Source organism: Bradyrhizobium sp. LMG 9283, from assembly GCF_045571415.1.
Taxonomy (GTDB): Bacteria; Pseudomonadota; Alphaproteobacteria; order Rhizobiales; family Xanthobacteraceae; genus Bradyrhizobium.
The window spans coordinates 427,235-452,650 of the sequence record NZ_CP120691.1; the positions used below are offsets into that span (position 1 = coordinate 427,235).

Genomic DNA, 25,416 nt, shown 5'->3' on the forward strand with positions numbered 1-25,416 from the left:
AGACAGTAAATGGCTACAGCAGCCACACAGATCGGTCGCGTTACCCAGGTCATGGGCGCCGTCGTCGACGTGCAGTTCGAAGGCCACCTGCCGGCCATTCTCAACTCGCTGGAGACCAAGAACGGCAACAATCGCCTGGTGCTGGAAGTCGCGCAGCATCTCGGCGAGTCGACCGTCCGCACGATCGCGATGGACGCTACCGAAGGTCTGGTCCGCGGCCAGGAAGTGACCGACACCGGTCAGCCGATCTCGGTTCCCGTGGGTGACGGCACGCTGGGCCGCATCATGAACGTCATCGGCGAGCCGATCGACGAGGCCGGCCCGATCAAGTCGGAAGGCACCCGCGCCATCCACCAGGAAGCGCCGACCTATACCGACCAGTCGACCGAAGCCGAAATTCTCGTCACCGGCATCAAGGTCGTCGATCTGCTCGCTCCGTATGCGAAGGGCGGCAAGATCGGCCTGTTCGGCGGCGCCGGCGTCGGCAAGACCGTGCTGATCCAGGAGCTGATCAACAACGTCGCCAAGGCGCACGGCGGTTACTCGGTGTTCGCCGGTGTCGGCGAGCGCACCCGCGAGGGCAACGACCTCTATCACGAGTTCATCGAGTCCAAGGTCAACGCCGATCCGAAGAACCCGGATCCGAGCGTGAAGTCGAAGTGCGCGCTGGTGTTCGGCCAGATGAACGAGCCGCCGGGTGCCCGCGCCCGGGTCGGCCTGACCGGCCTCACCGTCGCCGAGCACTTCCGCGACCAGGGCCAGGACGTGCTGTTCTTCGTCGACAATATCTTCCGCTTCACGCAAGCGGGTTCGGAAGTGTCGGCGCTGCTCGGCCGTATTCCTTCGGCCGTGGGTTATCAGCCGACGCTCGCCACTGACATGGGCGCGCTCCAGGAGCGCATCACCACCACGCAGAAGGGCTCGATCACCTCGGTGCAGGCCATCTACGTGCCCGCCGACGACTTGACCGACCCGGCGCCTGCGACCTCGTTCGCGCATCTTGACGCCACCACCGTGCTGTCGCGCGCGATCTCGGAAAAGGGCATCTACCCCGCGGTGGATCCGCTCGATTCGACCTCGCGCATGCTCTCTCCGCTGGTCGTCGGCGAGGAGCACTACGCCGTCGCCCGTCAGGTCCAGCAGGTGCTGCAGCGCTACAAGTCGCTCCAGGACATTATCGCCATTCTCGGCATGGATGAGCTTTCGGAAGAGGACAAGCTGACGGTGGCCCGCGCCCGCAAGATCGAGCGCTTCCTGTCGCAGCCGTTCCACGTCGCCGAAGTCTTCACGGGATCGCCGGGCAAGTTCGTCGACCTTGCCGACACCATCAAGGGCTTCAAGGGCCTGGTCGAAGGCAAGTACGACCACCTGCCGGAAGCCGCCTTCTACATGGTCGGCACCATCGAAGAGGCGGTCGAGAAGGGCAAGAAGCTCGCCGCTGAGGCGGCGTAAGCCGGCGAATCGCGAATAGGGAGTGGCGAATAGCTGCTCCCTGTTTCAGCCGCTCGCCATTCGCTACTCACCATTCGCAGGTTCTCAATGGCCACCTTCCACTTCGATCTCGTCTCTCCGGAAAAGCTCGCCTTCTCGGGTGAGGTCGACCAGGTCGACATCCCCGGCGTCGAGGGTGATTTCGGCGTGCTGGCGGGGCATGCGCCGGTCGTGGCTGCGATCCGGCCGGGCATTCTCACCGTGACCACGGCTGGCCGCCACGAAAAGATCATCGTGCTCGGCGGTCTCGCCGAAGTCTCCGACAGGGGCCTCACCGTGCTCGCCGACGTCGCGACCTCGCTGGCCGAGCTCGACCGCGCCCAGTTCGCCGAGACGATCGCGGAGATGGAAGAGAATCTGAAGGAGCACGAGGGCTCCGAGCTCGATCAGGCCATCGAGCGGCTCGATCACTTCAAGAGCATTCAGCATCAGCTCAACTCCACGGCTATGCATTAAGCCCCGGGGCACCGCTTCGGGGCTCGAATAAGACATTCCTGCAAAGGCATCCCTGAACAGGTTCGGCGCTCGTCACCACCGTGGCGGGCGCTGAAACTTTGTTGCACCGCGCCGCCGATGGCGGCATTCTGACCTCGCGGGTTTGTTCCGGGGGCCGGTGGCAGATGAAACGCAAGATCGCAGCGATTTTCGCAGCCGATATTGCCGGGTATTCGAGGCTGGTCGCGGAAGACGAAGAGGAGACGCTGCGGCGTCTCGCCTCCTATCGCGAGGTCGTCGACGATTTCATCGCCAAGGCCGGCGGGCGCATCTTCAACACGGCGGGCGATGCCGTGCTCGCGGAATTTCCGAGCGCGGTGGATGCGGTGCGCTGCGCGATCGATATCCAGGAAAGCTTGCGGACCCGCAACATGGCCTATCCGCCGAGCCGGCAGATGTCGTTCCGCATCGGCATCACCATCGGCGACGTGGTCGAGCGCGACGGCGATCTGTTGGGGGACGGCGTCAACATCGCGGCGCGGCTGGAAGGGCTCGCCGAGGTCGGCGGCATCTGCGTCTCCCGCGCGGTGCATGAGCAGGTTGCCAACAAGCTGTCGGTGCAGTTCGCCGATATCGGCGCGCAGGAGGTCAAGAACATCCCGACGCCGGTGCACGCCTACATGGTGGCGATGCGGCGCGAGGACGGCAGCTATGCCAAGCCGCAACTGAAGAAGGCGGCCTCCAAGGTGGCCGCCGCACCGGTGTGGATGTGGCCGCTGGTCGTCGCCGTGGTCTCGATCGTCGGAATCGTTGTCACGGGGTTCCTCTACAATACCAAGCTCAAGCAGACCGCGAGTGTGGTGGCAATGCCGGCCGCGGCACCGAGCGCAACGCCGACGGCAAGCGCAGTGGCGCCGAGCCCGTCACCGACCCAGTTGGCCAAAGCGCCGATGGCCCCGATGGCTCCGCCGAATGCCAGCGCCGCGATGGCGCCGATGCCGGCGTCGTCACCATCGGCCGCGCCGATGTCAGGCAAGTTCTCCGCCGACAGCGTGCCCTTCATCAACGAGCGCGTGCGCAACTTCCTCGCCGGCGATTATGCGACGTCCGGCGACTACAAGGCTTTCGCGCTCAATGTCGGCGGCTTTACCGGCTCGGCGTTGAATCAGCCGAACGAGGAAGCCGCGCGCAGCATGGCGCTCGAGCAGTGCCAAAAGCGCGCCGATGCGGCGCAATCGCCGCGGCGCTGCGAACTCTATGCAGTCGGCAATAACGTCGTCTACACGAACGGCAAGCCGCCGATGCCGCCGCAGCCTTGGGTGCGGCACGATGCCATGACCGAGCGGCCGTTCGCGTCGAAAGATTTTCCGATGGTGCGCGACGCCGGGAAAGTCCGGCTCGAGAACATGTTCGTGCCGGCGGCGAAATCCCGCTCGGTCGCACTCGGCCCGGGCGGGCAATATTTCATGGTGCTGGGCGCATCATCCGACGAGGACGCGGCGCGGCGCTCCCTGGAATCGTGTGGCGCGATTGCCGGCGTTGCCTGCCTGGTCGTCGCGATCGACGACAATTTCGTCGTGCCGATCCCGACCTTGTTCAGGATCACCGGCTTCTTCAATGCCGCCTCCAACGCCTCGATCATGGCAGACGCGCGCGGCGAAGTCGTACGCAAGCTCACCGATGCCATGGGCTGGAACGCCGTCGCCGTCGGCGCCGCCGGACGCCCGGGCCTCGGCCTCAAGGCCGCCGACGAGCAGACCGCCGTCACCTCCGCGCTCGCCGACTGCGCCAAGCACGACAGCGACTGCCACGTCATCGCCATCGGCCCGTTCACGGTGGGGCCGATCAATTAGGGCCAGAGATGGTGCCCTCCCCACACCAAATCTCCGGCGAAATTTCTCTCATGATTTCAACCGTGCATGGGGTTGTTTTCGCAATTTCAGTTTGCGAACCCCGCAAACGCCTGCGCCACCGCGCCGTAGACCTCACGGCGAAACGGCACCACGATGTCGGCGACGCGGTCGAGGCGCTCCCAGCGCCAAGCGTCGAACTCCGCGGGCTGACCGTTGCGCGGCGTCAGCGGGTCGATCTCGTCATCCTTGCCGGTGAAGCGCAGCGCGAACCACTTTTGCCGCTGGCCGCGAAATTTCGCGAGGCGATGCGTCTGCGGGCCGTCGTAAGGCGGGAATTCGTAGGTGAACCAATCGGTCTCGCCGAGATAGTCGGCGCTGACGACGTTGGTTTCCTCCCAGAGCTCGCGCATCGCGGCGTCGCGTAGATTCTCGCCCTCGTCGACGCCGCCTTGCGGCATCTGCCAGTCGAGGCCGGGCAGGATGATTTCGGGCCCGTCGCCCTTGAAGCGGTGGCCGATCAGGACGCGGCCGTCGGCATTGAAGAGGGCGATGCCGACATTGGGGCGGTAGGGTTTCCGTTCGGGCATGTGTTTTCGCTCTCCGTCGTCGTTCCGGGGCGATGCGTAGCATCGAACCCGGAAGCTCAAGATTCCGGGTTCACGCTTGGCGTGCCCCGGAATGACGGAGGAGGTCAATCCTCCGCCAGCGCGGAAAATTCCTGCACCACGCGTTCATAGACCGGGCGCTTGAAGGGAATGATCAGCCCGGTCAGATTTTGCATCGGCTCCCACCGCCAGCTCACGAACTCGGCCTTGTGGCCGCCACCGCCGGGCTTCTCGACGTTGATCTCGCTGTCCTTGCCGGTGAAGCGGACCGCATACCATTTCTGGCGCTGGCCGCGGTAGCGGCCCTTCCAGGCGCGCCCCGCAACCGTGCGTGGAATGTCGTAAGTGAGCCAGTCCGGGACTTCGCCGAGCCGCTCCACCGAGCGTACGCTGGTCTCCTCATAGAGCTCGCGCTTGGCCGCCTCCCAAGTGTCCTCGCCGGGGTCGACGCCGCCCTGCGGCATCTGCCAGACATGGTCGTCGTCGACATGCTCGATGCCGCCGGCGCGGCGGCCGATGAAAACCAGTCCCTTCGAATTGATCAGCATCACACCGACACAGGTCCGGTAGGGCAGATCCTCGTAACGCGCCATTCCGCCAGACCTCTTGCCTGCACTTGGTGGGCATGCCGGTTCCGCGGGGACCCGTGCCGTACCAATTCGTTGATTTAGCTGGATTTTGATTTCAGCATCGCGGTTGTCAATGGCACCAAAAGGATACCTCGGTCGCCCAATGTCCTGGTCCAGGCGCTGATGCGCTCGATCGAGACGGGCAGGGCGGACGCCGTGCCGATGGCGATGCCGCGCTCGCGCGCCGTCGATTCGAGCTTGTTCAGGGCGCGGTCGATCTCGGTCGGGGTCGGCACCACGTCGATCGCGATGTCGCCCTTGCCGAACGGTATTGCTTGGTTCGCCGCGGCCTGGGGCGCGATGCTGCGAGGCGAGGAGCCATCGTCGAAGAAGCCGAGGCCGCGCTTGGCCGCCTCGCGGATGATCGGCTGCATCGCCGGCTCCGTCGCGATGAAGCGGGCGCCCATGAAATTGGTGAGGCCGGCATAGCCCTGCATCCGGCTCAGATGCCAATACAGGCGGTCCATGTTCTGGTCGGGGCTGAGCGAGGTCAGCAGCGTCTGCGGCCCCGGATCGTTGTCGGGGAAGTCGTAGGGCTCCATCGGGATCTGCAGGAAGATCTCGTGACGCTGCGTGCGGGCCCGCTCGGCGAGCTTGCCGGGGTCGGCGCCGTAGGGCGTGAAGGCCAGCGTCACCGCCGCCGGCAGCTTCATGATCGCGTCAGTGGTCTTGGCGGCGCCGACGCCGAGGCCGCCGATCACGATCGCAACCACGGGCATCTTGGCGGCCTTGGCGCGGTCGGCATCCGCCGCATAGACGTTGAACGGCTTCAGGTCCCCGGCGACCACCGGGATCATGCCGTAGCGCGATTTCTCCAGCAGCTTTGGATCAATCCCGGCCATCACAGTCGGCGGGGCTGAAGCCGCCGCCCCACCTTTGTCGGCGGCATCGCCCGCGCCGATCACCACGTCGTGGCGGGCGCCGGTGGAGCCGTCGATCATGGTGATGGTCTTCTGCTCACCGGCGGCGGCCTGCTTCGGCGCTGCCTTGGTCTCCTGCTTGCTCTCTGAGTCGTGGCCGGAGGTCGCCGGTTTCTCCTTCGTGGCATTGGGCTCGCGGATCGCGATCCGCGTCATCGGCTCGCCGCCGAGCGGGTCGCTGTTGAAGATGACGAAGCCGGCAAAGGTGACGAGGAACAGGCCGAGCAGGACTGCGAGCAACTGCATCGCGGTGAACGGCAGCCGCAGCCGGCGTTTCCGGCGCGGCTTGTCCTGTCCGAGCGGGGCGCTCAGATCATCGGCCGTTTCAGTCATGCGCGATCCCGAATCACTCATCTCGACGATACCACGGCGGGGTCAAGCGGCGGCAGGCCGGGAGAGGCCGGGGACGACGGGAGTTCCCAGCAAAAAGGGCGGCTTCAAGAAGCCGCCCTTGTCGTGAGATCGCGCGTGGCGCCGATTTAGTTCGCCGCTTTGGGCTTATCGGTCGCGGCCTTGTTGTCGCCGCCCGGCGTCGGTGCGGCAGAGGCGCTGTTCCTGATGCCATGGAGCAGGTCGCCGGCAAGCTTGAGCGCCTTGTCGTCCTTGGCATCCGGCGGGACGTAAGACTGCGAGCCGGTCTTCTCGTCGCCATCGTTCTTCAGATGGCCGCGCAGTGAAGCCTCGCCCTTGGTGTCGGTGCGCGACTTCAGCTCGTCCGGCACGTCCTGCAGCACCTCGATATCGGGCACGATGCCCTTGGCCTGGATCGACTTGCCCGACGGCGTGTAGTAGCGCGCGGTGGTCAGCCGCAGCGCACCGTTGCCGCTTCCGAGCGGAATGATGGTCTGCACCGAGCCCTTGCCGAACGAGCGCGTGCCGACGATGGTCGCGCGCTTGTGGTCCTGTAGCGCGCCGGCGACGATTTCCGACGCCGAAGCCGAGCCGCCATTGACCAGCACGATGACCGGCTTGCCCTTGGTCAGGTCGCCCGCATGTGCGGTGCGGCGCTGGGTCTCCTCGGCATTGCGGCCGCGGGTCGAGACGATCTCGCCCTTCTCCAGGAACGAGTCGGAGACGGTGACCGCTTCCTCGAGCAGGCCGCCCGGATTGTTGCGGAGGTCGATGATGTAGCCCTTCAGCTTGTCGCCGATCTGATTCGAGAGGTTGCCGATCTCGCGCTTCAGGCCTTCGGTGGTCTGCTCGTTGAAGGTGGTGATGCGGATATAGGCGATGTCATCCTGCTCGACGCGTGCGCGCACCGAGCGGACACGGATGTTGTCGCGCACCAGGGTGACGTCGATTGGATTGTCCTGGCCCTTGCGGATGATCTTGAGCTTGATCTTGGTGTTGACCGGACCGCGCATCTTCTCGACCGCCTGGTTCAGGGTCAGGCCCTGCACCGCCTCGTCGTCGAGATTGGTGATGATGTCGTTGGCCATGATGCCGGCGCGCGAAGCGGGAGTGTCGTCGATCGGCGAGACCACCTTGATCAGGCCATCTTCCATCGTGACCTCGATGCCGAGGCCGCCGAACTCACCGCGGGTCTGCACCTGCATGTCGCGGAAGCTCTTGGCGTCCATGTAGCTGGAATGCGGATCGAGGCCGGTGAGCATGCCGCTGATGGCGGATTCGATCAGCTTGGTGTCATCGGGCTTCTCGACATAATCGGAGCGCACGCGCTCGAAGACGTCACCGAACAGATTGAGCTGGCGATAGGTGTCCGCGGTCGCGGCCCTTGCGCTGGAGCCCATGAACACCGCGCGCGGCTGGGTCACGAACAGCGTCAGCGCCGCGCCGGTGGCCGCGCTGAGGAGGATTACTGGAGTCTTGCGCATCATCCGCGAACCTTCTCGCCTTCATTTGCGGCCCACCATGGGCCTGGATCGATTGGAGTACCGTCTTTACGGAACTCGACATACAGCACAGGTTGACTCGCGTTCGTGGCGAGAATGGAGGCGACTTGAGATGTCGACCCCATGGTCGCGACCGGCTCCCCCGTGAGCACAAACTGTCCGATGTTGACCGAAATGCGCTCCATCCCGGCGATCAGGACATGATACCCGCCCCCGGCATTGAGGATCAAGAGTTGTCCATAGCTGCGGAACGGGCCGGCGTACACAACCCAGCCATCGCACGGCGTCGTGACCTGGGAGCCGGGCTTTGTCGCCAGCGAAATGCCCTTCTGGACCCCGCCGACGCCGTCGGAACCGCCAAAATCCCTGATCTTGTTACCGTTAACCGGAAGCGGCAGGAGGCCCTTGGCCGAGGCGAAGGCGATCGCCGGGGTGGTGCGGGACTTATCCTTGAAAGCGCCCGGACCGGACTTGCCGCTGGCGGCCGCCTTGGCTTCGGCCTGCTTTGCAGCCTCGGCCGCCTTCTCTGCCGCCTTGGCGGCGCTTTGCAGGTCCTGCTCCATCTTGGCGATCAGCCCCTGGAGATCACCGACCTGCTTTGACAGCGCGATGGCGCGCGAATTCTCGGCGTCTAGATCCTTCTCGCGCGCCGCCTGCTGGCGCTGCCGCTCGTCGACCAAAGCGGTGAGCCGGGTCTGGTCGTTGCGGACCTTGTCGCGGTCGGAGGCGAGCTGGTCGCGCTCGGTGGCGATGGTCTTGCGCAAGGCCACGAGCTCGCCGAGCTCGCCCGCGATCTTCTCGGCGCGGCCGCGCAATTCCGGCACAACGGCGCCGAGCAGCATCGCCGTGCGCAGTGACTGCAGCGCATCTTCGGGCCGCACCAGCAGCGCCGGCGGTGTGCGCCGGCCGGCGCGCTGCAAGGCCGCCAGCACCTCGACGATGTCGGCGCGGCGCGAATCGAGCGAAGCGCGCATCTGCTGCTCGCGGCCGTTCAACGCGCGTAGCCGCGCCTCGGCCTCGTCGATCTTGGTCTCCACGGTGCGCACATTGGCGGCGGTCTCGATCAGCTGCTGATTGAGCTGGGTGCGATCCTGGCCGAGTGCGGTGATCTCGGCCTTGAGCTTGGCCTGCGCTTCCTCCGCGCTCTTCTGCCTGGCGCGTGCGGCCTCCAGCTCCTGCTCGCGCTGCTTGATCGCATCGGGCGAGACCGCCGCAGTTTGTGGGGGCGTCGCCGTTTGAGCTTGCGCGAAGCTTGCGCCGGCAACGCCAGTGATCAGCAGCAGGTTGAGGAGCGGCGCTCGCATCGTGTCGGCAAAGGTGCTCGTTATGGCGCGCATCACGCGCGGTGATAGGGGTGGCCGGCCAGGATGGTGGCGGCCCGATACAGCTGTTCCAGAAGCATGACGCGGACCATTTGGTGCGGCCAGGTCGCAGAGCCGAACGCGATCGCGAGCTTGGCCTTACGGCGCAATTCGGGCGAAAGTCCGTCCGCCCCTCCGATCACGAAGATAGTATGTCCGACACCTTCGTCACGCCAGCGCCCGAGATGCCGTGCGAATACGGTGGAGTCGAGATTCTGGCCGCGCTCGTCCAGCGCCACCAGGATCGATTTGTCCGGGATATGCGCCGAGATCGCCGCGGCTTCCTCGGCCATCCGCGTCGCGGTGTCGCGCGCGCGGCTCTCGGGAATCTCGTGGATGCTGAGCTCGCGGAATCCAAGCTTGCGGCCGGCCTCGTCGAACCGCTCGAAATAACGGTCGGCAAGCTCCCGTTCGGGGCCCTGCTTCAGTCGGCCCACCGCAATGACAGCAACACGCATGATGGCTTCAGCGCCGTGTTTTCAAGACCACGCGCGTCCCGCGCGCGCACGACGCTTGCATGCGCGTCAGCCGATTCGAAATCGGCTCAATGAGCCTAGATCGCCTTCGCCGCCCCTGGGCCCTGCGTGTACAATCTCTCGAGATTGTAGAACTCACGGACCTCGGGTCTGAACACGTGCACGATCACGTCGCCGGAATCGATCAGCACCCAGTCGCAATTGGGCAAGCCCTCGACATGGATGTTCTTGATGCCGTTTTCCTTGAGGCTCTTGGTGACGTTTTCCGCGATCGCGCCGACGTGCCGGTTCACCCGGCCGGTGGTGACGATCATGTAGTCGGAATACGCCGATTTGCCGCGAAGGTCGATGGTGACCGTCTCTTCCGCCTTCATGTCCTCGAGGCGGGAGAGGATCAGGCTCAGCGTCTTGTCGGCGTCGGGTTGCGCCTTCAAGGCCGCAGCTTTGGTCGATGTTTTACGCGTAGGCTTAGCAACCTTGGGTAAAACAGACTTGGACAATACAGATGTGGCCAGGGACCATTCCTTTCACTGTATCGCGAACGCCGAATCCGACGCTCACTCGTTACACTACATCATGTGGGGTTAAGGGTTTCAATATGCCAGAGAGCCCCCAGCCCGCACACTTTTCGTCTCACTTCGTACCTTTCCAGCTCCCGTCCGGGTTCCGTAACCCCGTCGAGGAGAGATTCAGCTTCAATCCGGTCAGGAATACCCAGGCCGGCGCCGGCCGATCTGCAAGCAGGGCTGCTTTATGCTCAGGCAGACGGTAGCGCGATAGCGCCTGGGCGGCGGGCGAGCTAAGGGCGCGAAAGCTCTGCGGCGGCCGATCGATCACTGCCATCGGCACCTGGGCGGCGATGCGCCGCCAGTCCTGCCAACGGTGGAATTGAGCGAGATTGTCGGCGCCCATGATCCAGACAAAGCGCAAGCCAGGGAAGCGGCGGCGCAAGGTGTTGATCGTGTCGATAGTATAGCGGGTGCGAATGACGGATTCGAGACAGCTCACCTCGATGCGCGGATCGTTGGCGACATCGCGCGCCGCCTGCATGCGCGCCCCGAGCTCGTGCAGCGTGCCGTTCTCCTTGAGCGGATTGCCCGGTGTGACCAGCCACCAGATTCGATCGAGCTGCAATCGCTTGAGCGCGAACTGGCTGATCGCGCGATGCGCCTGATGCGGCGGGTTGAACGAGCCGCCGAGCAGGCCAACGCGCATGCCCTCTGTGTGGGGAGGGACCGCTTGCGCCACAAAACGCGGCACGACGAAATTGTTGCTCAATGCCCGCCCTGCAACGTTGCTTACGGCCGCGTCTGCCCTGTGCCGTGAACGCGATATTTGAAGCTCGTCAACTGCTCGGCGCCGACCGGGCCGCGGGCATGGAAGCGACCGGTGGCGATGCCGATCTCGGCGCCGAAACCGAACTCGCCGCCATCGGCGAACTGCGTTGAGGCGTTGTGCAGCACGATCGCGGAATCGACCTCGCTGAGGAATTTCTTCGCCGCCCGCTCGTCGGCGCTCACGATGGCATCGGTGTGATGCGAGCCGTGGCTCTGGATATGCGCGATCGCGCCGTCGACGCCGTCCACCACCTTCGCCGCGATGATCGCGTCGAGATATTCGGTGTCCCAATCCTCGTCGTTTGCAGGCTTGACGCGCGCATCGGCCTTCTGCACGGCATCGTCGCCGCGCACTTCGCAGCCGGCATCGAGCAGCATCTCGACCAGCGGCTTCAGGCTCGATGCAACAGCCGCGCGATCGACCAGCAGCGTCTCGGCTGCGCCGCAGACGCCGGTGCGGCGCATCTTGGCGTTGAGCACGATCGACTTCGCCATGGCGAGGTCGGCGCCGCCGTCGACATAGACGTGGTTGACGCCTTCGAGATGCGCGAACACAGGCACGCGCGCTTCCTGCTCGACGCGCGCGACGAGGCTCTTGCCGCCGCGCGGCACGATCACGTCGATCGCGCCGTTCAGTCCTGAGAGCATCATGCCGACCGCGGCGCGGTCGCGCGTCGGCACCAGCGTGATCGCAGCTTCAGGCAGGCCGGCGTCGCGCAGGCCCTGCACCAGGCAATCATGGATCGCGCGGCAGGAGCGGAAACTGTCCGAGCCGCCGCGCAGGATCACGGCATTGCCCGATTTCAGGCACAGCACGCCGGCATCCGCGGCAACGTTCGGCCGGCTCTCGAAAATCACGCCGACGACGCCGAGCGGCACCCGCACGCGCTCGATGGTCATGCCGTTCGGCCGCTGCCAGCTCTCGATGACGACGCCGATGGGATCGGCAATGCCGCGCACGATGCCGATACCCTCGGCCATCCCTTCGACCCGCGCCGGCGTCAGCGTCAGGCGGTCGATGAAGGCGGACGTCGCATTGACGGAGGCGCGGGCCTCCGCGACGTCCTCGGCATTGGCAGCGAGGATCGCCGCGGCGTTCGCGCGGATCGCCCGCTCCATGGCTACCAGCGCCCGGTTCTTCTGCTCCGGCGGCGCCAGCGCCAGCACGCGCGCGGCAGCGCGGGCTTTGGTGGCGAGATCGGACATCAGCGCCTGGAGATCGGCATTGCCGTCAACGGCTTTGAGGGGGGCGGCCATGGGGGTTCAACCTTCTGCTAAGGCGGTGTCCTAGCATGGAAATCCCGCTTTTGCGAAGGGCGGGGAGGGTATGGCAGGTCTCCGTGATGGGTTGGCACTGGCCCACCCGGACGTCATGGCCGCGCCTGTCCCGGCCATCCACGACCTTTCGCGCGGTACCAAGAACGTGGATGCCCGGGTCAAGCCCGGGCATGACGGCGGAGTCTACCCGCCCACCACCAGATCGTCGCGGTGGATCATCTCCGCGCGGCCGCTGATACCGAGGATGGCCATCACGTCCGGCGAGGAGCGGCCCTTGATGCGCTCGGCGTCATCAGCGTCATAGGCGATCAGGCCGCGGCCGACCTCGCTGCTGTCGGGGCCGCGCACGATCACGGCATCGCCGCGGGCGAACTGACCCTCGACCTTGATGACGCCGGCCGGCAGCAGGCTGGCGCCCGCACGCAGCGCGGTCACGGCACCCGCATCGATGGTCAGCGTGCCCTTCGGCTCCAATGTTCCCGCGATCCAGCGTTTTCGCGAGGTGATGGGATTGGCGGGTGTGAGGAACCAGGTGCAGCGGCCGCCATCGGCGATCGCCTGCAGCGGATGCTCGATCTTGCCGGAGGCGATCAGCATGTGGGTGCCGCCTGTCGTCGCGATCTTGGCCGCCTCGACCTTGGTGCGCATGCCGCCGCGCGACAACTCGGACTCGGCATCCCCCGCCACAGCCTCGATCTCCGAGGAGATGCTGTCGACGACGGAAATGAGTTTTGCGTTGGGATTGTTCTTCGGCGGAGCGTCGTAGAGCCCGTCGATGTCGGACAGCAGCACGAGCAGGTCTGCACTCGCCATGGTGGCGACGCGCGCGGCGAGGCGGTCGTTGTCGCCGTAGCGGATCTCGGTGGTCGCGACCGTGTCGTTCTCGTTGATCACGGGGATGGCGCGCCACTCCAAGAGCTTGCCGATGGTGGAGCGGGCGTTGAGATAGCGGCGGCGCTCCTCGGTGTCCTGGAGCGTCACCAGGATCTGGCCGGCGTCGATTCCGTGCGCCCCCAGCACCTCCGACCAGATCCGCGCCAGCGCGATCTGGCCGACGGCGGCGGCGGCCTGGCTCTCTTCCAGCTTCAACGGTCCGCGCGGCAGCTTGAGCCGGCTGCGGCCAAGCGCGATCGAGCCGGAGGACACCACGAGGACGTCGCGCCCTTCCTTGTGCAGCTTGGCGATATCGTCGGCGAGCGCGGCGAGCCAGGAGGCGCGCACCTCGCCCCTGTCGGAATCGACCAGCAGCGCGGAGCCGACCTTGACCACGATGCGGCGGAATTGACTGAGTTCGGGGCTGGCCATAGTGCGCTTGGAGGATCTGCTCTGCGTTGGAAACGGCGGAGCGGAGTGAGCGGCGCCGGTGAGGCCTGCTTTTGCAGCAGGACGATGGCCGGCGCAAGGCGGGCGAGATGGTAAACGGCCGATGGCGGCCTTGTCTTGGACGCCGTTCCGGCTCTAATGCCGGCAACCAAAAACAAGGCTGGAGAGGAAACGTATGGACCGCCGCACATTCATCGCCGGATGCCTCGGCCTGCCGCTACTGGCCCAAACGGGTGGGGCGCAAGCGCAGGCCGGACTGAGCAAGATCATCTTCCCGTTCGCAGCGGGAGCCGGCGGCGACACGCTGTGCCGGCTGATCGCGCAGGAGATAGCGCCGGTGCTGCAACGGACCATGGTGGTCGAGAACCGCACCGGCGGCGATGGCCTCATCGGCATCAAGGCGGTGAAGGGCGCAAGCCCCGACGGCAGCATGGTGCTGGTGACGACGGGGCCGACCATGTACCTGCTGCCGATGGTGGAGACGACACCGAGCTTCGATACGGCCAAGGATTTCATGCCGGTATCGCTGCTGGCGCGGTTCGAATTTGCGCTGGTGATCAACCCGGCGGTCGACGCCACCGATTTCAAGAGCTTTGTAACATGGCTCAAGGCGCATCCGGACAAGACCTCGTTCGGAGTGCCGAGCAACGGCACCATTCCGCATTTCATGGGCTCCAAGCTCGAAAAGGACCTCGGGATCCCCCTGACCCGCGTGCCCTATCGCGGCAGCGCGCCGATCCTCAACGATCTCGTCGGCGGCCACATCTCGTTCGGCATCACGACGTTGGCCGACGCGCTGCCGCAACATCGCGCCAAGGGCGTGAAGATCATCGCGGTCGCGAGCGCGGCACGCTCGCCGTTCGCGCCCGACGTCCCGACTCTGAAGGAGAGCGGCATCGATCTCGTCGCCGATGCCTGGTACGGCATGTGGCTTCCGGCCGGCAGTCCGCCGGATTTTGCGAGCAAGCTCGGCGCGGCGGCAAGCGCGGCACTCGCCAAGCCCGAGGTGAAGGAGAAGCTCACCGCGATCGGGCTGATCCCGGTCGGCAGCACTGCGGATGGGCTGTCGAAAGAGCTCGCCGCCAACACGGCGTTCTGGCAGCCGATCGTGAAGGCGACGGGATACAAGATCGAGAATTAAATCTCCCGCGGCGCCACACACTCAATCGTCATGGCCGGGCTTGACCCGGCCATCCACGTGCATCCGCGGTTGCCGCAAGTCGTGGATGCCCGGGTCAAGCTCGGGCATGACGAATGGAGAGAGCCTCGCTCCACTCACTTACATCTTCGCCCGCTGCGCGATCCCATCCTTGATCGCGGCAAGCTCAGCCTCATCCCAGATGCCGATCAAAACGCCGTTCTTCACCTGCAGTTGGTTGTCGGCATAGGCCGCGATCTTCTCGCGGGGTGTCGTGATGTGATCGTTGGGATGCAGCGCCCAGTCGAACAGCTCGGCCTGGAGCCGCGCGATGATTCCCGCACACTCCGGATCGTCACCGCGATCGACATATTCCAGCGGATCGGTTTCCAGATCGTACAGCATCGGGCGGAAGCCCGAGGCGTGGATGTATTTCCAGCGACCGTCGAACACCATGAACAGGCGGCAGCGCTCGATCGGCTGGTTCAGCTTCAGCCGCACGTCCTGCATGGCGTAGTCGTATTCGGAGAACGCCACCTTGCGCCAATCCGGCGGCCTCTCGCCGCGCAGCAGCGGCAGCAGTGAACGCCCTTCGAGGATGTGACCGGGCGCCTTGCCACCGAAATAATCGACGAAGGTCGGTGCGAGATCGATGCCTTCGACCAGCGCGTCATTGCGTGTGCCGCGCGTGGCGTCGGCTTCCCTGGAAGGATCGATAATGATCAGCGGGATCTTGGCCGATTGCTCGTGGAACAGGTCCTTCTCGCCCATCCAGTGATCGCCGAGATAATCGCCGTGATCGGAGGTGAACACGATCAGCGTCGTCTCCAGCAGGCCGCGTTCCTCCAGGAATTTCATCAGCACGCCCATCTGGTCGTCGATCTGGGTGATCAGGCCCATATAGGTCGGGATCACCTTCTCACGCGCCTCGTCGCGCGCCATGTTGCGGGAGTAGCGCATGTCCATATAGGCGCCGAACACCGGATGCGGATTTTGCCGCTCGCGCTCGGAGCGGATCACCGGAATCATATCATCGGTCGAATACATGCTCGCATAGGGCTCTGGCGCGATATAGGGCCAGTGCGGCTTGATGTAGGACAGATGCAGACACCATGGCCGGCCGTCGGTCTCGGCCTCGCTGATGAAGTCCATCGCCCGCCGCGTCATGTAGGGCGTTTCGGAATGCTCGTCCGGCACGCGCGCGGCCTTGTCGGCGTGCACCAGCAGCCAGCCGTTCTGCAGCGAGCCGTCTTCCGCCGCACCTGAGTTGGCCCAATGCTCCCAGGGATTGGTGGCCTCAAAACCTTGCTGGCGCAGATAGTCATCGTATTTCGGGCGCGGCCGACCGGTCGGATGCAGGCCGTCGTCACGCTCGTAAGGTTCAAAGCCACACTCGGCCACATGCACGCCGATGATCGATTCCGGCGGGATGCCGAGCGCCTTCATGCCTTCGAGATCGGGCGCCATGTGGGTCTTGCCGACCAGCACGTTGCGCACGCCGATCTTCTTGAGGTGATCGCCGAGCGTGGGCTCGCCGACGCGCAGTGGCCAGCCGTTCCAGTGCGAGCCGTGCGAGCGCATGTAGCGCCCGGTGTAGAACGACATCCGCGACGGCCCGCAGATCGGCGATTGCACATAGGCCTTGGTGAAGAGCACGCCGCGCCTCGCCATGGCGTCGATGTTGGGTGTTTTCAGCGTGGGATGGCCGGTGCAGCCGAGATAGTCATAGCGAAGCTGGTCGCACATGATCCAGAGAACGTTCTTCGCGCGCGCCATGCGTCCATCTCCGCCCTTTTTAGTTTGCTGAATGCTGCTCTATCGCTGGCGCGAAGACAACCTCTCCCATAGGGAGAGGTCGGCGCGTAGCGCCGGGTGAGGGGTTACAGTGGCTCGTGGGGCCTGATGCCCTCACCCGATTTGCTGCGCAACTCGACCTCTCCCCGTTGGGGAGAGGTGTTGAGGGAGTGTCGCCCTATTGCGCCGACCACGGCTCCGCTTCGGCCGCGCTCTTCGCCTTGGCGGAGACGGGGCTCTCGCCGATCACTTCCGCAAGCGCCCGCAGTGCTTCCTTGACGCCCTGACCGGTGACGCCGGAGAGCAGCAGCGGCGTTTTCTTGGCGGCGCGCTTGAGGCGGTCCTTCTGCTTCTTGAGCTCGTCCGGTTCGACCGCGTCGATCTTGTTCAGCGCGACGATTTCGACCTTGTCGGTGAGCTGCCCGCCATAGGCATCGAGCTCCTTGCGCACCGTCTTGTAGGCCTTGCCGGCATGTTCGCAGGTTGCGTCGACGAGATGCAGCAGCACGCGGCAGCGTTCGACATGGCCGAGGAAGCGGTCGCCGAGGCCCGCGCCTTCATGCGCGCCCTCGATCAAACCGGGAATATCCGCCAGCACGAATTCGCGGCCGTCGGCATTCACGACGCCGAGCTGCGGATGCAGCGTGGTGAAGGGATAGTCGGCGATCTTCGGCTTCGCCGCGCTGACCTTGGAGAGGAAGGTCGACTTGCCGGCATTGGGCAGGCCGACCAGGCCGGCATCGGCGATGAGCTTCAGCCGCAGCCAGATCCAGCGCTCCTCGCCCACCTGGCCGGGATTGGCGTTGCGCGGCGCGCGGTTGGTCGAGGATTTGAAATGCGCGTTGCCGAAGCCACCATTACCGCCCTCGGCCAGCACGAATTTCTCGCCGACCTTGGTGAAGTCGTGGATCAGCGTCTCGCGGTCCTCGTCGAAAATCTGTGTGCCCACGGGGACCTTCAGCACGATGTTCTTGCCATTGGCGCCGTGACGGTCGGAGCCCATGCCGTTCTCGCCCTTCTGGGCCTTGAAGTGCTGCTGGTAGCGGTAGTCGATCAGCGTGTTGAGCCCGTCGGCGACCTCGATGATGACATTGCCGCCGCGGCCGCCATTGCCCCCGGAGGGACCGCCGAATTCGATGAACTTCTCGCGGCGGAACGCCACGCAGCCGTTCCCGCCGTCACCGGAGCGGATATAGACCTTTGCTTCGTCGAGGAATTTCATGGGCCATAGGTAGGCCAGCCGGTCCCGTGCGGCAACCCGGATTGATCCGCAAATCGGCCGAAATTCCGCGAATTTCGGCCCTTGCTTAACCAGCCGGTCGCCGTCTGATCAGGAATTTCTGCGTGCCCTCCAGCACCAGCTCCTTGCGCTGGTTGAACACGGTGCTGCGCAGCGTCACAACGCCGGTCGTGCGTCCCGGCACCAGCTCCGTGACCTCGAGTGCCGGATAGATGGTGTCGTCGGCGAACACCGGCTTGAGAAACCGGCTCGATTGCTCGAGAAAGCCGACCAGGGACTCCTCGACCATGAACGGAAACAGGCCCGCGCCGGGCGCGGTATGGATCAAGGTCTGGAAGCCGTGCGCGAGCAGATGCGGCATGCCGCGGCTGCGGCAATATTCCACGTCGTAGTGCACCGGATGGGTGTCGCCGCTCGCGGTCTGGAATGCGGCGAACACCGCCGAGGTCTGGGTTCGGCTCGGCAGTACGAAACGTTCGCCGACGACGAAATCCTCAAACCAGCGTTGCGTGGGGATCATGCGATGCTGAGAGGGTCGAAATCGGTCATGTCAGGGCTCTTTGTCGATGTGGCCTGTATCGCTACCGCGATGCGAAGAGTGCGACAATCCGTTCAATTCGGCGTGGCGGGCTTGTCCCGGCGGCTCACGTCATTAAAACGACTGCAAGCGACTCTGGTCGCCATTATTCCGCGCTCTCTCCGCTCGTCATTGCGAGCGAAGCGAAGCAATCCAGTCTGTCTCCGCGGAAGCAGACTGGATTGCTTCGTCGCAAGAGCTCCTCGCAATGACGGCTTCCAGAACGACAGCAATGCCCCTGTTCAAGACTCTCTCCGCCTATGACGACCGCTCGGCGCGGCTGGCCGGCATCGCATTGATGGTGCTGTCGATCTTCATGTTCTCGTTCGGCGATGCCATGGGCAAGTTCCTGGTGGGGACCTATTCGGTGGGACAGCTGCTGTTCCTGCGCGCCTGCGCGGCACTGCTCTTGCTGTCGCCGCTGGTCTGGAAGCAGCGTCACCAGTTCCTGCATCTGGAGCGGCCGGGCCTGCAGCTGTTTCGTGTCGTGCTGTCGACGCTGGAGGTGGCTGCCTTCTTCCTCGCAACGGTCTATCTGCCGCTCGCCGACGTCATCACCTATTATCTCGCCGGTCCGATCTTCGTCACTGCGATGTCGGCGATCTTTCTGGGCGAGAAGGTCGGCTGGCGGCGCTGGACCGCGATCCTGATCGGCTTCTGCGGCGTCTTGATCGCGCTGCGCCCCTCGGCGCAGACTGTCAGCCTGCCGGCGCTGATCGCGCTCGGCGGGAGCTTGTCCTTCGCAACGCTGATGCTGATCACGCGCAGCCTGCGCAAGACGCCCGACATCGTGATGGCGTCGTCGCAATTCGTCGGTACGTTCTCGCTGGGTGCTGTGCTGTCGGCGTTCCATTGGGTGCCGCCGACCCCTGGCAGTCTTGTGATCTTCGCGCTCGCCGGATGCGTCTCGGTCACCGCGCTGTTCTGCGTCAACCGCTCGCTGAAGCTCGCGCCGGCCAGTGTCGTGGTGCCCTATCAATATTCGATGATCGTCTGGGCCGTGATCTTCGGCTTCGTCGTGTTCGGCGACGTCCCATCCATCGCAACACTCGTCGGCGCCGCCATCATCATCGGCGCCGGGTTCTACATTTATTTGCGCGAGCGGGATTTGGGGCGCGAGAGTGCCGAGATCAATCCGCCGGCTTAGGTTCACCCTCCCCTCTGTTCGGACCGGGGACATAGTGGACGGGTGTTCGGAGACATCGTGGACACTTTCGGCAGCGAATCAAGGAGGCTGTCGGATGCCGTTCCGCGAGGTATCTCGGATGGACGCGAGATTGGAGTTTGTGATGTTGGCCTCGGAGGAAGGAGCCAATGTTCGGCAATTGTGTCGTCGGTTCGGCATCAGCCCGACGACCGGCTACAAGTGGCTGGAGCGATGGCAATCGGCCGGGATCAATGGGCTTCAGGAGCAGTCGCGTCGACCGCAGCGTTCGCCGGCGCGCAGTGTTGCGGCGATCGAGGATGCCGTGCTCTCGGTGCGAGCCGAGCATCCGGCTTGGGGTGGGCGCAAGATCGCCAGGCGACTGAAGGATCTGGGGCGGGACGCCGTTCCGGCGCCTTCGACGGTCACGGCGATCTTGAAGCGACATGGGATGGAACTGGGCAAGTTCGGCGGCGGTTCGCCCGCCTTCACCCGTTTCGAGCGGTCGCGGCCGAACGAGTTGTGGCAGATGGACTTCAAGGGCCACGTGGCCTTGCATGTCGGCCGGCTTCATCCGCTGACCGTGCTCGACGATCACTCGCGCTTTTCGGTGGCACTGGCGGCGTGCGCCGACGAGCAGACCGAGACGGTCAGGCAGCATCTCATCGCGGCTTTCCGCCGTTACGGCCTGCCCGAGAGACTGATCACCGACAACGGCTCGCCCTGGGGCGACGGTCCGGGCAGCCCATTCACCCCGCTCGGGGTTTGGCTGATCGAGCATGGCATCAAGATCAGCCATTCGCGGCCCTATCATCCGCAGACCATGGGCAAGGACGAACGCTTCCACCGTAGCCTCAAGGCCGAAGTGTTGTCGGCTCCTTCCTTCACCGATATTGCCGCCGCCCAGCGTGCTTTCGAGCGATGGCGCACGGTCTACAACACGCAACGGCCGCACGAAGCGCTCGAGCTCGCCGTGCCGGCCAGCCGCTATCAGCCGAGCCCGCGCGACTATGTCGAGACCGTCGCACCCTTCGAATACGCACCAGGCGACGCCGTGCGCCGCGTCCAACAGGGCGGGCACGTCAGCTTCCTCGGCCGCAACCTCAAAGTCCCCAAGGCCTTCCGCGGCAAAGCAGTCGCGTTCCGGCCAACCACACAAGACGGCGTCTTCGACGTCGTCTTCAGAACCCAGCTCATCGCAACCGTCGACATCCGGCCTCTCGACGGAACGACCGAAAGTGTCCACGATGTCTCCGAACACCCGTCCACTATGTCCCCGGTCTGAACACCCTCCAGGGGAGGGTAAGTCACCGCATCCGCCTCGCACTGCTCCAGCTCTTCAGCGAGGCCCACACGCCGCGGGACAGGCGGAAGCAATCGACGGGCGTCGAGGAGCCCAGCGCCAGGAAGCGGTGCAGCTGGACGCCGCTCCACTGGAAGCCGCACTTCTCCAGCACCTTGCGCGAGGCCGGATTGGTGACGCGGGCGCCGGCATAGAGATGCTCGTCTTCGAACTCCTCGAAGAAGAAGTCGATCGCGCCGCGCGCGGCCTCGGTGGCAAAGCCCTGGCCCCAATGCTCGACGCCGAGCCAGTAGCCGAGCTCGGCATCGCCGGGCTTTGAGCAGTCGATCCCGACCATGCCGACCGGGCCGCTGTCGTGCTCGATTAGGAACACGGTCTCGCTGCCGAGCTCGGCGGTGGCGCGGATGAATTCGGCGGCGTCGTCCTGCGAATAGGGATGCGGCAGGCGGCGCGTGTTCTCGGCGACACGGCGGTCGTTGGCGAGCCGGGCGATGGTCCTGACGTCGGCGAGGGTCGGCCGCCGCAAGGTCAGCCGCTCGGTGGCGACGACGCTGGGTCTCGCCTCGGCCAAGGTCACGCTCGAGAAATCCTGCAACATGTCCGGCTCCGTGAAAGTCACTAAGTCAAAGTGAGCAACGAAAAGGGGAGGCCGGTTTCCCGCCTCCCCTTGGAGCCTTCGATCTCTGTGATCTCTAGGACTCCGCCGGTTCAGTCGGGACCGGCGGACTCCAATTTGATCCACCGTCTATTCAGCAGCCTCTGCGATCGGGAGCACCGATACGAAGGTGCGGCCGTTGGCTTTGGCCTGGAACGCAACGCGGCCCTCGATCTTGGCGAACAAAGTGTGGTCCGTACCCATGCCGACATTAAGGCCGGGGTGCCAGGTGGTGCCGCGCTGACGCGCAATGATGTTGCCGGGAGTGACGATCTCCCCGCCGAACGCCTTGATACCGAGGCGCTTGCCCTTGGAATCGCGCCCGTTGCGCGATGAACCGCCTGCTTTTTTGTGAGCCATGGCTCGTCTCCGAAATCCTGCGTATTTCTAGATCAATTCCTTGACGGAATCATTTCAAAATTTCTCACGCATCAATTCGTGAATTGGCGTGATCAATTCCATTTTATTCGGCGGCTTCCGTTGCCGGCTCCTTGGCCACCTTCTCCTTCTTCGGACGCGGGCCCTTGGTGGGCTTGGCGCCGTCGGTCAGGATCTCGCTGACGCGCAGCACGGTGATCTCGTCGCGGTAGCCGCGCTTGCGGCGCGAGTTCTTGCGGCGGCGCTTCTTGAACGCGATGACCTTCGGGCCGCGCTTGTGGTCGAGCACCTCGACCGCGACGGACGCACCCGCGACCGTCGGAACGCCCAGCACCGGCGTGTCGCCGCCGACCACCAGAACTTTATTCAACTGCACGATCGAGCCGACTTCGCCTTCGATCTTGCCTACTTCCAAGACATCATCCGGCACGACGCGGTATTGCTTGCCGCCGGTTTTGATGACTGCGAACATCGTTTTTTTCCTTCGTGTTCAATCCCGGCCTCGCGACGGGTATCGTCCGGGCCGGCTTTTTGTCAGTCGCTACGGGTTTGTGCGAGTCTGCGCGGGCGGGAGTTATCCCTTTGAAAACCCAGGCAAAAACAAGCGGCGCGAGAAACGCCCCGCGCCGGCTGTGGGACTTATAGCCGCCGGCAGCGGAGAGTCAAGGAAAACCGCCAAAAAGGTCCCGGATTTGAAGGATTTGGGCCATTTCCGACTCTCGGACGAATCTCCGGCCCGCTCTGCAACCAACGGGTTCCCTCCCCGTTGTGTCCTCGCAAATTGGACACGCGGGCAAGGGCTATCATGGCTGCAGACGAGCTGGTCAAGAGAACGGGTATCGCGCAGCACGGGGCGAGCCGTCTGCCGTCGGTGGATGTCGACAGCTTCAACATCGAGATCAAGGACGACGAGGGCTTTCTTGGTGATCGCGCCAGCAAGGGTGCGTTTCGCGAGATCCTCGAAGAATGGCGCAAGCCGCTGCGCAAGAGCGGCGAGGATCCGTTCGGTGACGAGCCGTCCGACAAGATCAGCAAGAAGACCCTCGATGCCGTTCTGGTCGGCGACGACACCGAGGCCACAGCCGTCGTGCACAGCGCGATCGAGGACTTCGCGCAGGAGCTTGCTTACGTCACGCGGCGATTCCTCAAGACCAAGGCCTGGGCCAAGACCGAGTGCATCGTTGTCGGCGGCGGCTTTCGCGCCAGCCGGCTCGGCGAAATTGCCATTGCCCGGGCCGAGATCATCCTGAAATCGGAAGGCTTCAAGGTCGATCTGGTGCCGATCCGCTTCGATCCGGACGATGCCGGCCTGATCGGAGCCCTGCACCTCGCGCCGTCCTGGATTTTCGAGGCCTATGACAGCATTCTCGCCGTCGACATCGGCGGAACCAACATCCGCTGCGGCATCGTCGAGACACGTTGCAAGAAGGCGCCCGACCTGTCCAAGGCCGAGGTCTTCAAATCCGATCTGTGGCGCCACGCCGATGACGAGCCGAGCCGCGAGACTGCGGTGAAGCGACTGGTCAAGATGCTCGAAGGCCTGATCGAGGATGCGGAGGCTGAAGGCTTCAAGCTCGCGCCCTTCATCGGCATCGCCTGTCCCGGCGTGATCAACGCGGATGGCTCGATCGAGAAGGGCGCACAGAACCTGCCGGGCAATTGGGAGAGCAGCAAGTTCAACCTGCCGGCGAGCCTCATCGAAGCCATCCCGCAGATCGGGGAGCACGACACTGCGATCCTGATGCACAATGACGGCGTGGTTCAGGGGCTGTCGGAAGTGCCGTTCATGCAGCATGTCGAGCGCTGGGGCGTGCTCACCATCGGCACCGGGCTCGGCAATGCGCGCTTCACTAACCGCCGCAAGGAGAACGGCAACGGAAAAGTCCGTGATTCCACGGAGAACGGGAAGAAAAAGGGTAAGGCGGACTAGCTAGCGTTTTCGAGCGAAGTGGAGACCGGTTCGCGTCAAGAAAACGCGTCAGACGAGGATCTGAAGCCCGTCCGGGCTCCAGAGTAACCTTGACTGGTTAGGTTAAGGACTGGATTGCGTTGCGGCCCGCCAGCCACACGCTAGGGTCGAATCGTCGCTTCCACTTGGCCGGCGAAGCCGCCCTTCACGGCCAGTATTTCAATGAGCGGCACGGGACCGCCAGTGTTTACCGCGTCTGGCGGTCCCACCCCGTTTTTCCCTGATGCTTGCTTCGCCTCTCCCGCTTGCGGGAGAGGCCGACGCGCCCCGGGCGATGCGAAGCATCGTCCCGCGCGCGGCGGGTGAAGGCTCTCGCCGCGCAGGGACGTCCTCGGCCATCGGACAACCCCATTGCGGAAACACCCTCTCCCGCAAGCGAGAGAGGGAGCGCACCTCCATCGATGCACGAGTTCGCGCCTCGTCGCGCCTCAACTCCACCCGACGCGCTGAAAGAACGCCGCGATCTCCGCTGCCGCGCGATCCGGATCTTCCCGATGCGGGAAGTGGCCGACGCCGGGAAACATCGCAAGATCGAGCGTGCTGAACGTCTCGCCCAGCCGATCCGTCCACGCATAGGGAAACAGCGGATCGTGCTCGGCCCAGCGCACGCAGGTCGGCACAATGATCGGCGGAAGCGGTGGCGCCTCGCCTTTCATCATCGCGACCCGCCCGGCATGGGAGGCGCGATAATGCGCAAAGCCGCCGGCGAGATTGCCGTCTTTCAAAAAATTATCGACGAAAGCGTCGAGGACGTCCTCGAAGGCGCCTTTCCGGTGCGCCCAGCCTTTCAGGAAATGGCCGATATAGAGCCGGCAGCTCTCGCGGCTCGCACCGATCAGCGCAGGCGCCATCTCCATCTGGTGGAAGGACTGGTACCAGATGTGGTTGAGCCGGTCGGGGGCCGCCATCCGTGCTCCGATGCCGGGATAGACGAAATCGAAGAAGAACAGCCCAGCGAGCCGCTCTGGCGCCCGCCGGGCCAGCGGCTGCATCACGGCCCCCCCGACGTCATGGCCGACCACGCCGAATCGGTCGATGCCGAGCCCGTCCATCAGCGCCAGCATGTCCGCCGCGTGGCCCTTCGGCCCGTAAGGGCCATCGGGCTTGTCGCTGTCGCCGAAGCCGCGAAGGTCCGGCGCGATCAGCATGAAGCGGTCCGAAAGAAGCGCCATGACCGGCTCCCAGGTCAGCCAGAATTCCGGCCAGCCATGCAGCAACAGCAGCGGTTTGCCCTTTCCAGCGCGGACCAGGTGGAAATCGGCGACATTGGCCGAGATCGTCAGATGCTCCATGGCGGTTCCTTCGGGCTTGGCGGGAAGCGTTTTCGAGCGAGATGGACGCCGCTTCGCGCCAAGAAAACGCGTCAAGACAAGAATCCAGGCTCCGTTCCGATTCATGGGAGCAGAGCTTCAGGAAGGGGGCTGAAAGAGGCAGCGGATTTTCCCCTTTGGCGCCTTGTCTGGCCCGCCATCCTCGCCTATTAACGCCCCCAACCACAGGGGCCGCAGCTCCTATATGGCGCCTTCAGGAGAGGTGGCAGAGTGGTTGAATGCACCGCACTCGAAATGCGGCATAGGTGCAAGCCTATCGGGGGTTCGAATCCCTCCCTCTCCGCCAGCTAACCGAAGACCTCGGGAATCTCCGCAAAAGCAGGTTA

23 protein-coding genes, 1 tRNA gene and 1 pseudogene are annotated in these 25,416 nt (G+C 64.6%); 8 read left to right on the plus strand and 17 right to left on the minus strand.

Annotated features, from left to right (window positions below):
- Positions 1–9 precede the first annotated feature (9 nt).
- The 3 genes from atpD (at position 10) to P6U29_RS02010 (ending at position 3,779) form a co-directional block, all read left to right on the plus strand.
- Positions 10–1,452, plus strand: a complete 1,443-nt coding sequence (atpD, locus tag P6U29_RS02000) for a F0F1 ATP synthase subunit beta (protein ID WP_197949085.1) — start codon at positions 10–12, stop codon at positions 1,450–1,452.
- 87 nt (positions 1,453–1,539) lie between these two features.
- Positions 1,540–1,947: a F0F1 ATP synthase subunit epsilon gene (locus P6U29_RS02005; protein ID WP_027572966.1), complete on the plus strand. Its 408-nt coding sequence runs from the start codon at positions 1,540–1,542 to the stop codon at positions 1,945–1,947.
- A gap of 164 nt (positions 1,948–2,111) precedes the next feature.
- A complete protein-coding gene (locus P6U29_RS02010; RefSeq protein WP_407116098.1) occupies positions 2,112–3,779 on the plus strand; it encodes an adenylate/guanylate cyclase domain-containing protein in 1,668 nt (555 codons plus the stop codon).
- Between the two features lie 86 nt (positions 3,780–3,865).
- Here the strand turns inward: P6U29_RS02010 and P6U29_RS02015 are convergent, their stop codons facing one another.
- The 10 genes from P6U29_RS02015 to proB form a co-directional block, all read right to left on the minus strand.
- Positions 3,866–4,366: an RNA pyrophosphohydrolase gene (locus P6U29_RS02015; RefSeq protein WP_407116099.1), complete on the minus strand. Its 501-nt coding sequence runs from the start codon at positions 4,364–4,366 to the stop codon at positions 3,866–3,868.
- Positions 4,367–4,470: 104 nt separating this feature from the next.
- Positions 4,471–4,977: an RNA pyrophosphohydrolase gene (locus P6U29_RS02020; protein WP_407116100.1), complete on the minus strand. Its 507-nt coding sequence runs from the start codon at positions 4,975–4,977 to the stop codon at positions 4,471–4,473.
- A 74-nt stretch (positions 4,978–5,051) separates the two neighbouring features.
- Positions 5,052–6,266 carry a divergent polysaccharide deacetylase family protein gene (locus P6U29_RS02025; protein WP_407116101.1) on the minus strand — a complete coding sequence of 405 codons (1,215 nt, stop codon included), beginning with the start codon at positions 6,264–6,266 and terminating at the stop codon, positions 5,052–5,054.
- A gap of 146 nt (positions 6,267–6,412) precedes the next feature.
- Positions 6,413–7,771 carry a S41 family peptidase gene (locus P6U29_RS02030; protein ID WP_407116102.1) on the minus strand — a complete coding sequence of 453 codons (1,359 nt, stop codon included), beginning with the start codon at positions 7,769–7,771 and terminating at the stop codon, positions 6,413–6,415.
- A complete protein-coding gene (locus tag P6U29_RS02035; protein WP_407116103.1) occupies positions 7,768–9,090 on the minus strand; it encodes a murein hydrolase activator EnvC family protein in 1,323 nt (440 codons plus the stop codon). Before P6U29_RS02035 ends, P6U29_RS02030 begins: the two co-directional genes overlap by 4 nt.
- Positions 9,091–9,122: 32 nt before the next feature.
- Entirely contained in the window at positions 9,123–9,605 is a 483-nt protein-coding gene (rlmH, locus tag P6U29_RS02040; RefSeq protein WP_407116104.1) for a 23S rRNA (pseudouridine(1915)-N(3))-methyltransferase RlmH, read from the minus strand.
- A gap of 95 nt (positions 9,606–9,700) precedes the next feature.
- Complete coding sequence (rsfS, locus tag P6U29_RS02045) at positions 9,701–10,057, minus strand: ribosome silencing factor (protein ID WP_024338888.1); 357 nt, start codon at positions 10,055–10,057, stop codon at positions 9,701–9,703.
- 199 nt (positions 10,058–10,256) lie between these two features.
- Positions 10,257–10,901: a nicotinate-nucleotide adenylyltransferase gene (locus P6U29_RS02050; RefSeq protein ID WP_407116105.1), complete on the minus strand. Its 645-nt coding sequence runs from the start codon at positions 10,899–10,901 to the stop codon at positions 10,257–10,259.
- A 20-nt stretch (positions 10,902–10,921) separates the two neighbouring features.
- Entirely contained in the window at positions 10,922–12,217 is a 1,296-nt protein-coding gene (locus tag P6U29_RS02055; RefSeq protein WP_407116106.1) for a glutamate-5-semialdehyde dehydrogenase, read from the minus strand.
- 204 nt (positions 12,218–12,421) lie between these two features.
- On the minus strand, positions 12,422–13,543 hold the full coding sequence (gene proB, locus P6U29_RS02060) for a glutamate 5-kinase (protein ID WP_407116107.1): 1,122 nt from the start codon (positions 13,541–13,543) through the stop codon (positions 12,422–12,424).
- Between the two features lie 193 nt (positions 13,544–13,736).
- Between proB and P6U29_RS02065 the strand changes: the two genes are divergently transcribed.
- A complete protein-coding gene (locus P6U29_RS02065) occupies positions 13,737–14,702 on the plus strand; it encodes a Bug family tripartite tricarboxylate transporter substrate binding protein (RefSeq protein ID WP_407116108.1) in 966 nt (321 codons plus the stop codon).
- 138 nt (positions 14,703–14,840) lie between these two features.
- On the opposite strand, the gene P6U29_RS02070 is transcribed toward P6U29_RS02065, so the two are convergent.
- The 3 genes and pseudogenes from P6U29_RS02070 to P6U29_RS02080 all read right to left on the minus strand — a co-directional run bounded on the left by P6U29_RS02070 (position 14,841) and on the right by P6U29_RS02080 (position 18,282).
- Positions 14,841–16,475, minus strand: a complete 1,635-nt coding sequence (locus P6U29_RS02070; protein ID WP_407116109.1) for an alkaline phosphatase family protein — start codon at positions 16,473–16,475, stop codon at positions 14,841–14,843.
- A 196-nt stretch (positions 16,476–16,671) separates the two neighbouring features.
- Positions 16,672–17,715 carry a GTPase ObgE gene (gene obgE / locus P6U29_RS02075; RefSeq protein ID WP_407116110.1) on the minus strand — a complete coding sequence of 348 codons (1,044 nt, stop codon included), beginning with the start codon at positions 17,713–17,715 and terminating at the stop codon, positions 16,672–16,674.
- An 85-nt stretch (positions 17,716–17,800) separates the two neighbouring features.
- A pseudogene (locus P6U29_RS02080) lies at positions 17,801–18,282 on the minus strand (MaoC family dehydratase).
- Between the two features lie 260 nt (positions 18,283–18,542).
- Here P6U29_RS02080 and P6U29_RS02085 point away from each other — a divergent pair.
- Together P6U29_RS02085 and P6U29_RS02090 are read left to right on the plus strand one after the other, a co-directional pair.
- On the plus strand, positions 18,543–19,457 hold the full coding sequence (locus P6U29_RS02085; protein WP_407116111.1) for a DMT family transporter: 915 nt from the start codon (positions 18,543–18,545) through the stop codon (positions 19,455–19,457).
- Positions 19,458–19,551: 94 nt separating this feature from the next.
- A complete protein-coding gene (locus tag P6U29_RS02090) occupies positions 19,552–20,739 on the plus strand; it encodes an IS481 family transposase (protein WP_407112701.1) in 1,188 nt (395 codons plus the stop codon).
- A gap of 22 nt (positions 20,740–20,761) precedes the next feature.
- Here P6U29_RS02090 and P6U29_RS02095 read toward each other — a convergent pair whose 3' ends face one another.
- The 3 genes from P6U29_RS02095 to rplU all read right to left on the minus strand — a co-directional run bounded on the left by P6U29_RS02095 (position 20,762) and on the right by rplU (position 22,262).
- Positions 20,762–21,355 (minus strand): GNAT family N-acetyltransferase, encoded by a 594-nt coding sequence (locus P6U29_RS02095; RefSeq protein ID WP_407116112.1) that lies wholly within the window; start codon positions 21,353–21,355, stop codon positions 20,762–20,764.
- A gap of 147 nt (positions 21,356–21,502) precedes the next feature.
- Positions 21,503–21,772 carry a 50S ribosomal protein L27 gene (gene rpmA, locus P6U29_RS02100; protein ID WP_008538809.1) on the minus strand — a complete coding sequence of 90 codons (270 nt, stop codon included), beginning with the start codon at positions 21,770–21,772 and terminating at the stop codon, positions 21,503–21,505.
- Positions 21,773–21,875: 103 nt separating this feature from the next.
- A complete protein-coding gene (rplU, locus tag P6U29_RS02105; RefSeq protein WP_407116113.1) occupies positions 21,876–22,262 on the minus strand; it encodes a 50S ribosomal protein L21 in 387 nt (128 codons plus the stop codon).
- Positions 22,263–22,595: 333 nt separating this feature from the next.
- Between rplU and P6U29_RS02110 the strand changes: the two genes are divergently transcribed.
- On the plus strand, positions 22,596–23,720 hold the full coding sequence (locus P6U29_RS02110; protein WP_407116114.1) for an ROK family protein: 1,125 nt from the start codon (positions 22,596–22,598) through the stop codon (positions 23,718–23,720).
- A 467-nt stretch (positions 23,721–24,187) separates the two neighbouring features.
- Here P6U29_RS02110 and P6U29_RS02115 read toward each other — a convergent pair whose 3' ends face one another.
- The gene (locus P6U29_RS02115) at positions 24,188–25,051 is read right to left on the minus strand and encodes an alpha/beta fold hydrolase (protein WP_407116115.1); all 864 of its coding nucleotides are present in this window, start codon (positions 25,049–25,051) and stop codon (positions 24,188–24,190) included.
- Between the two features lie 235 nt (positions 25,052–25,286).
- On the opposite strand from P6U29_RS02115, the gene P6U29_RS02120 reads away from it, so the two are divergent.
- Positions 25,287–25,376: transfer RNA gene (locus P6U29_RS02120), tRNA-Ser, on the plus strand.
- Positions 25,377–25,416 lie beyond the last annotated feature (40 nt).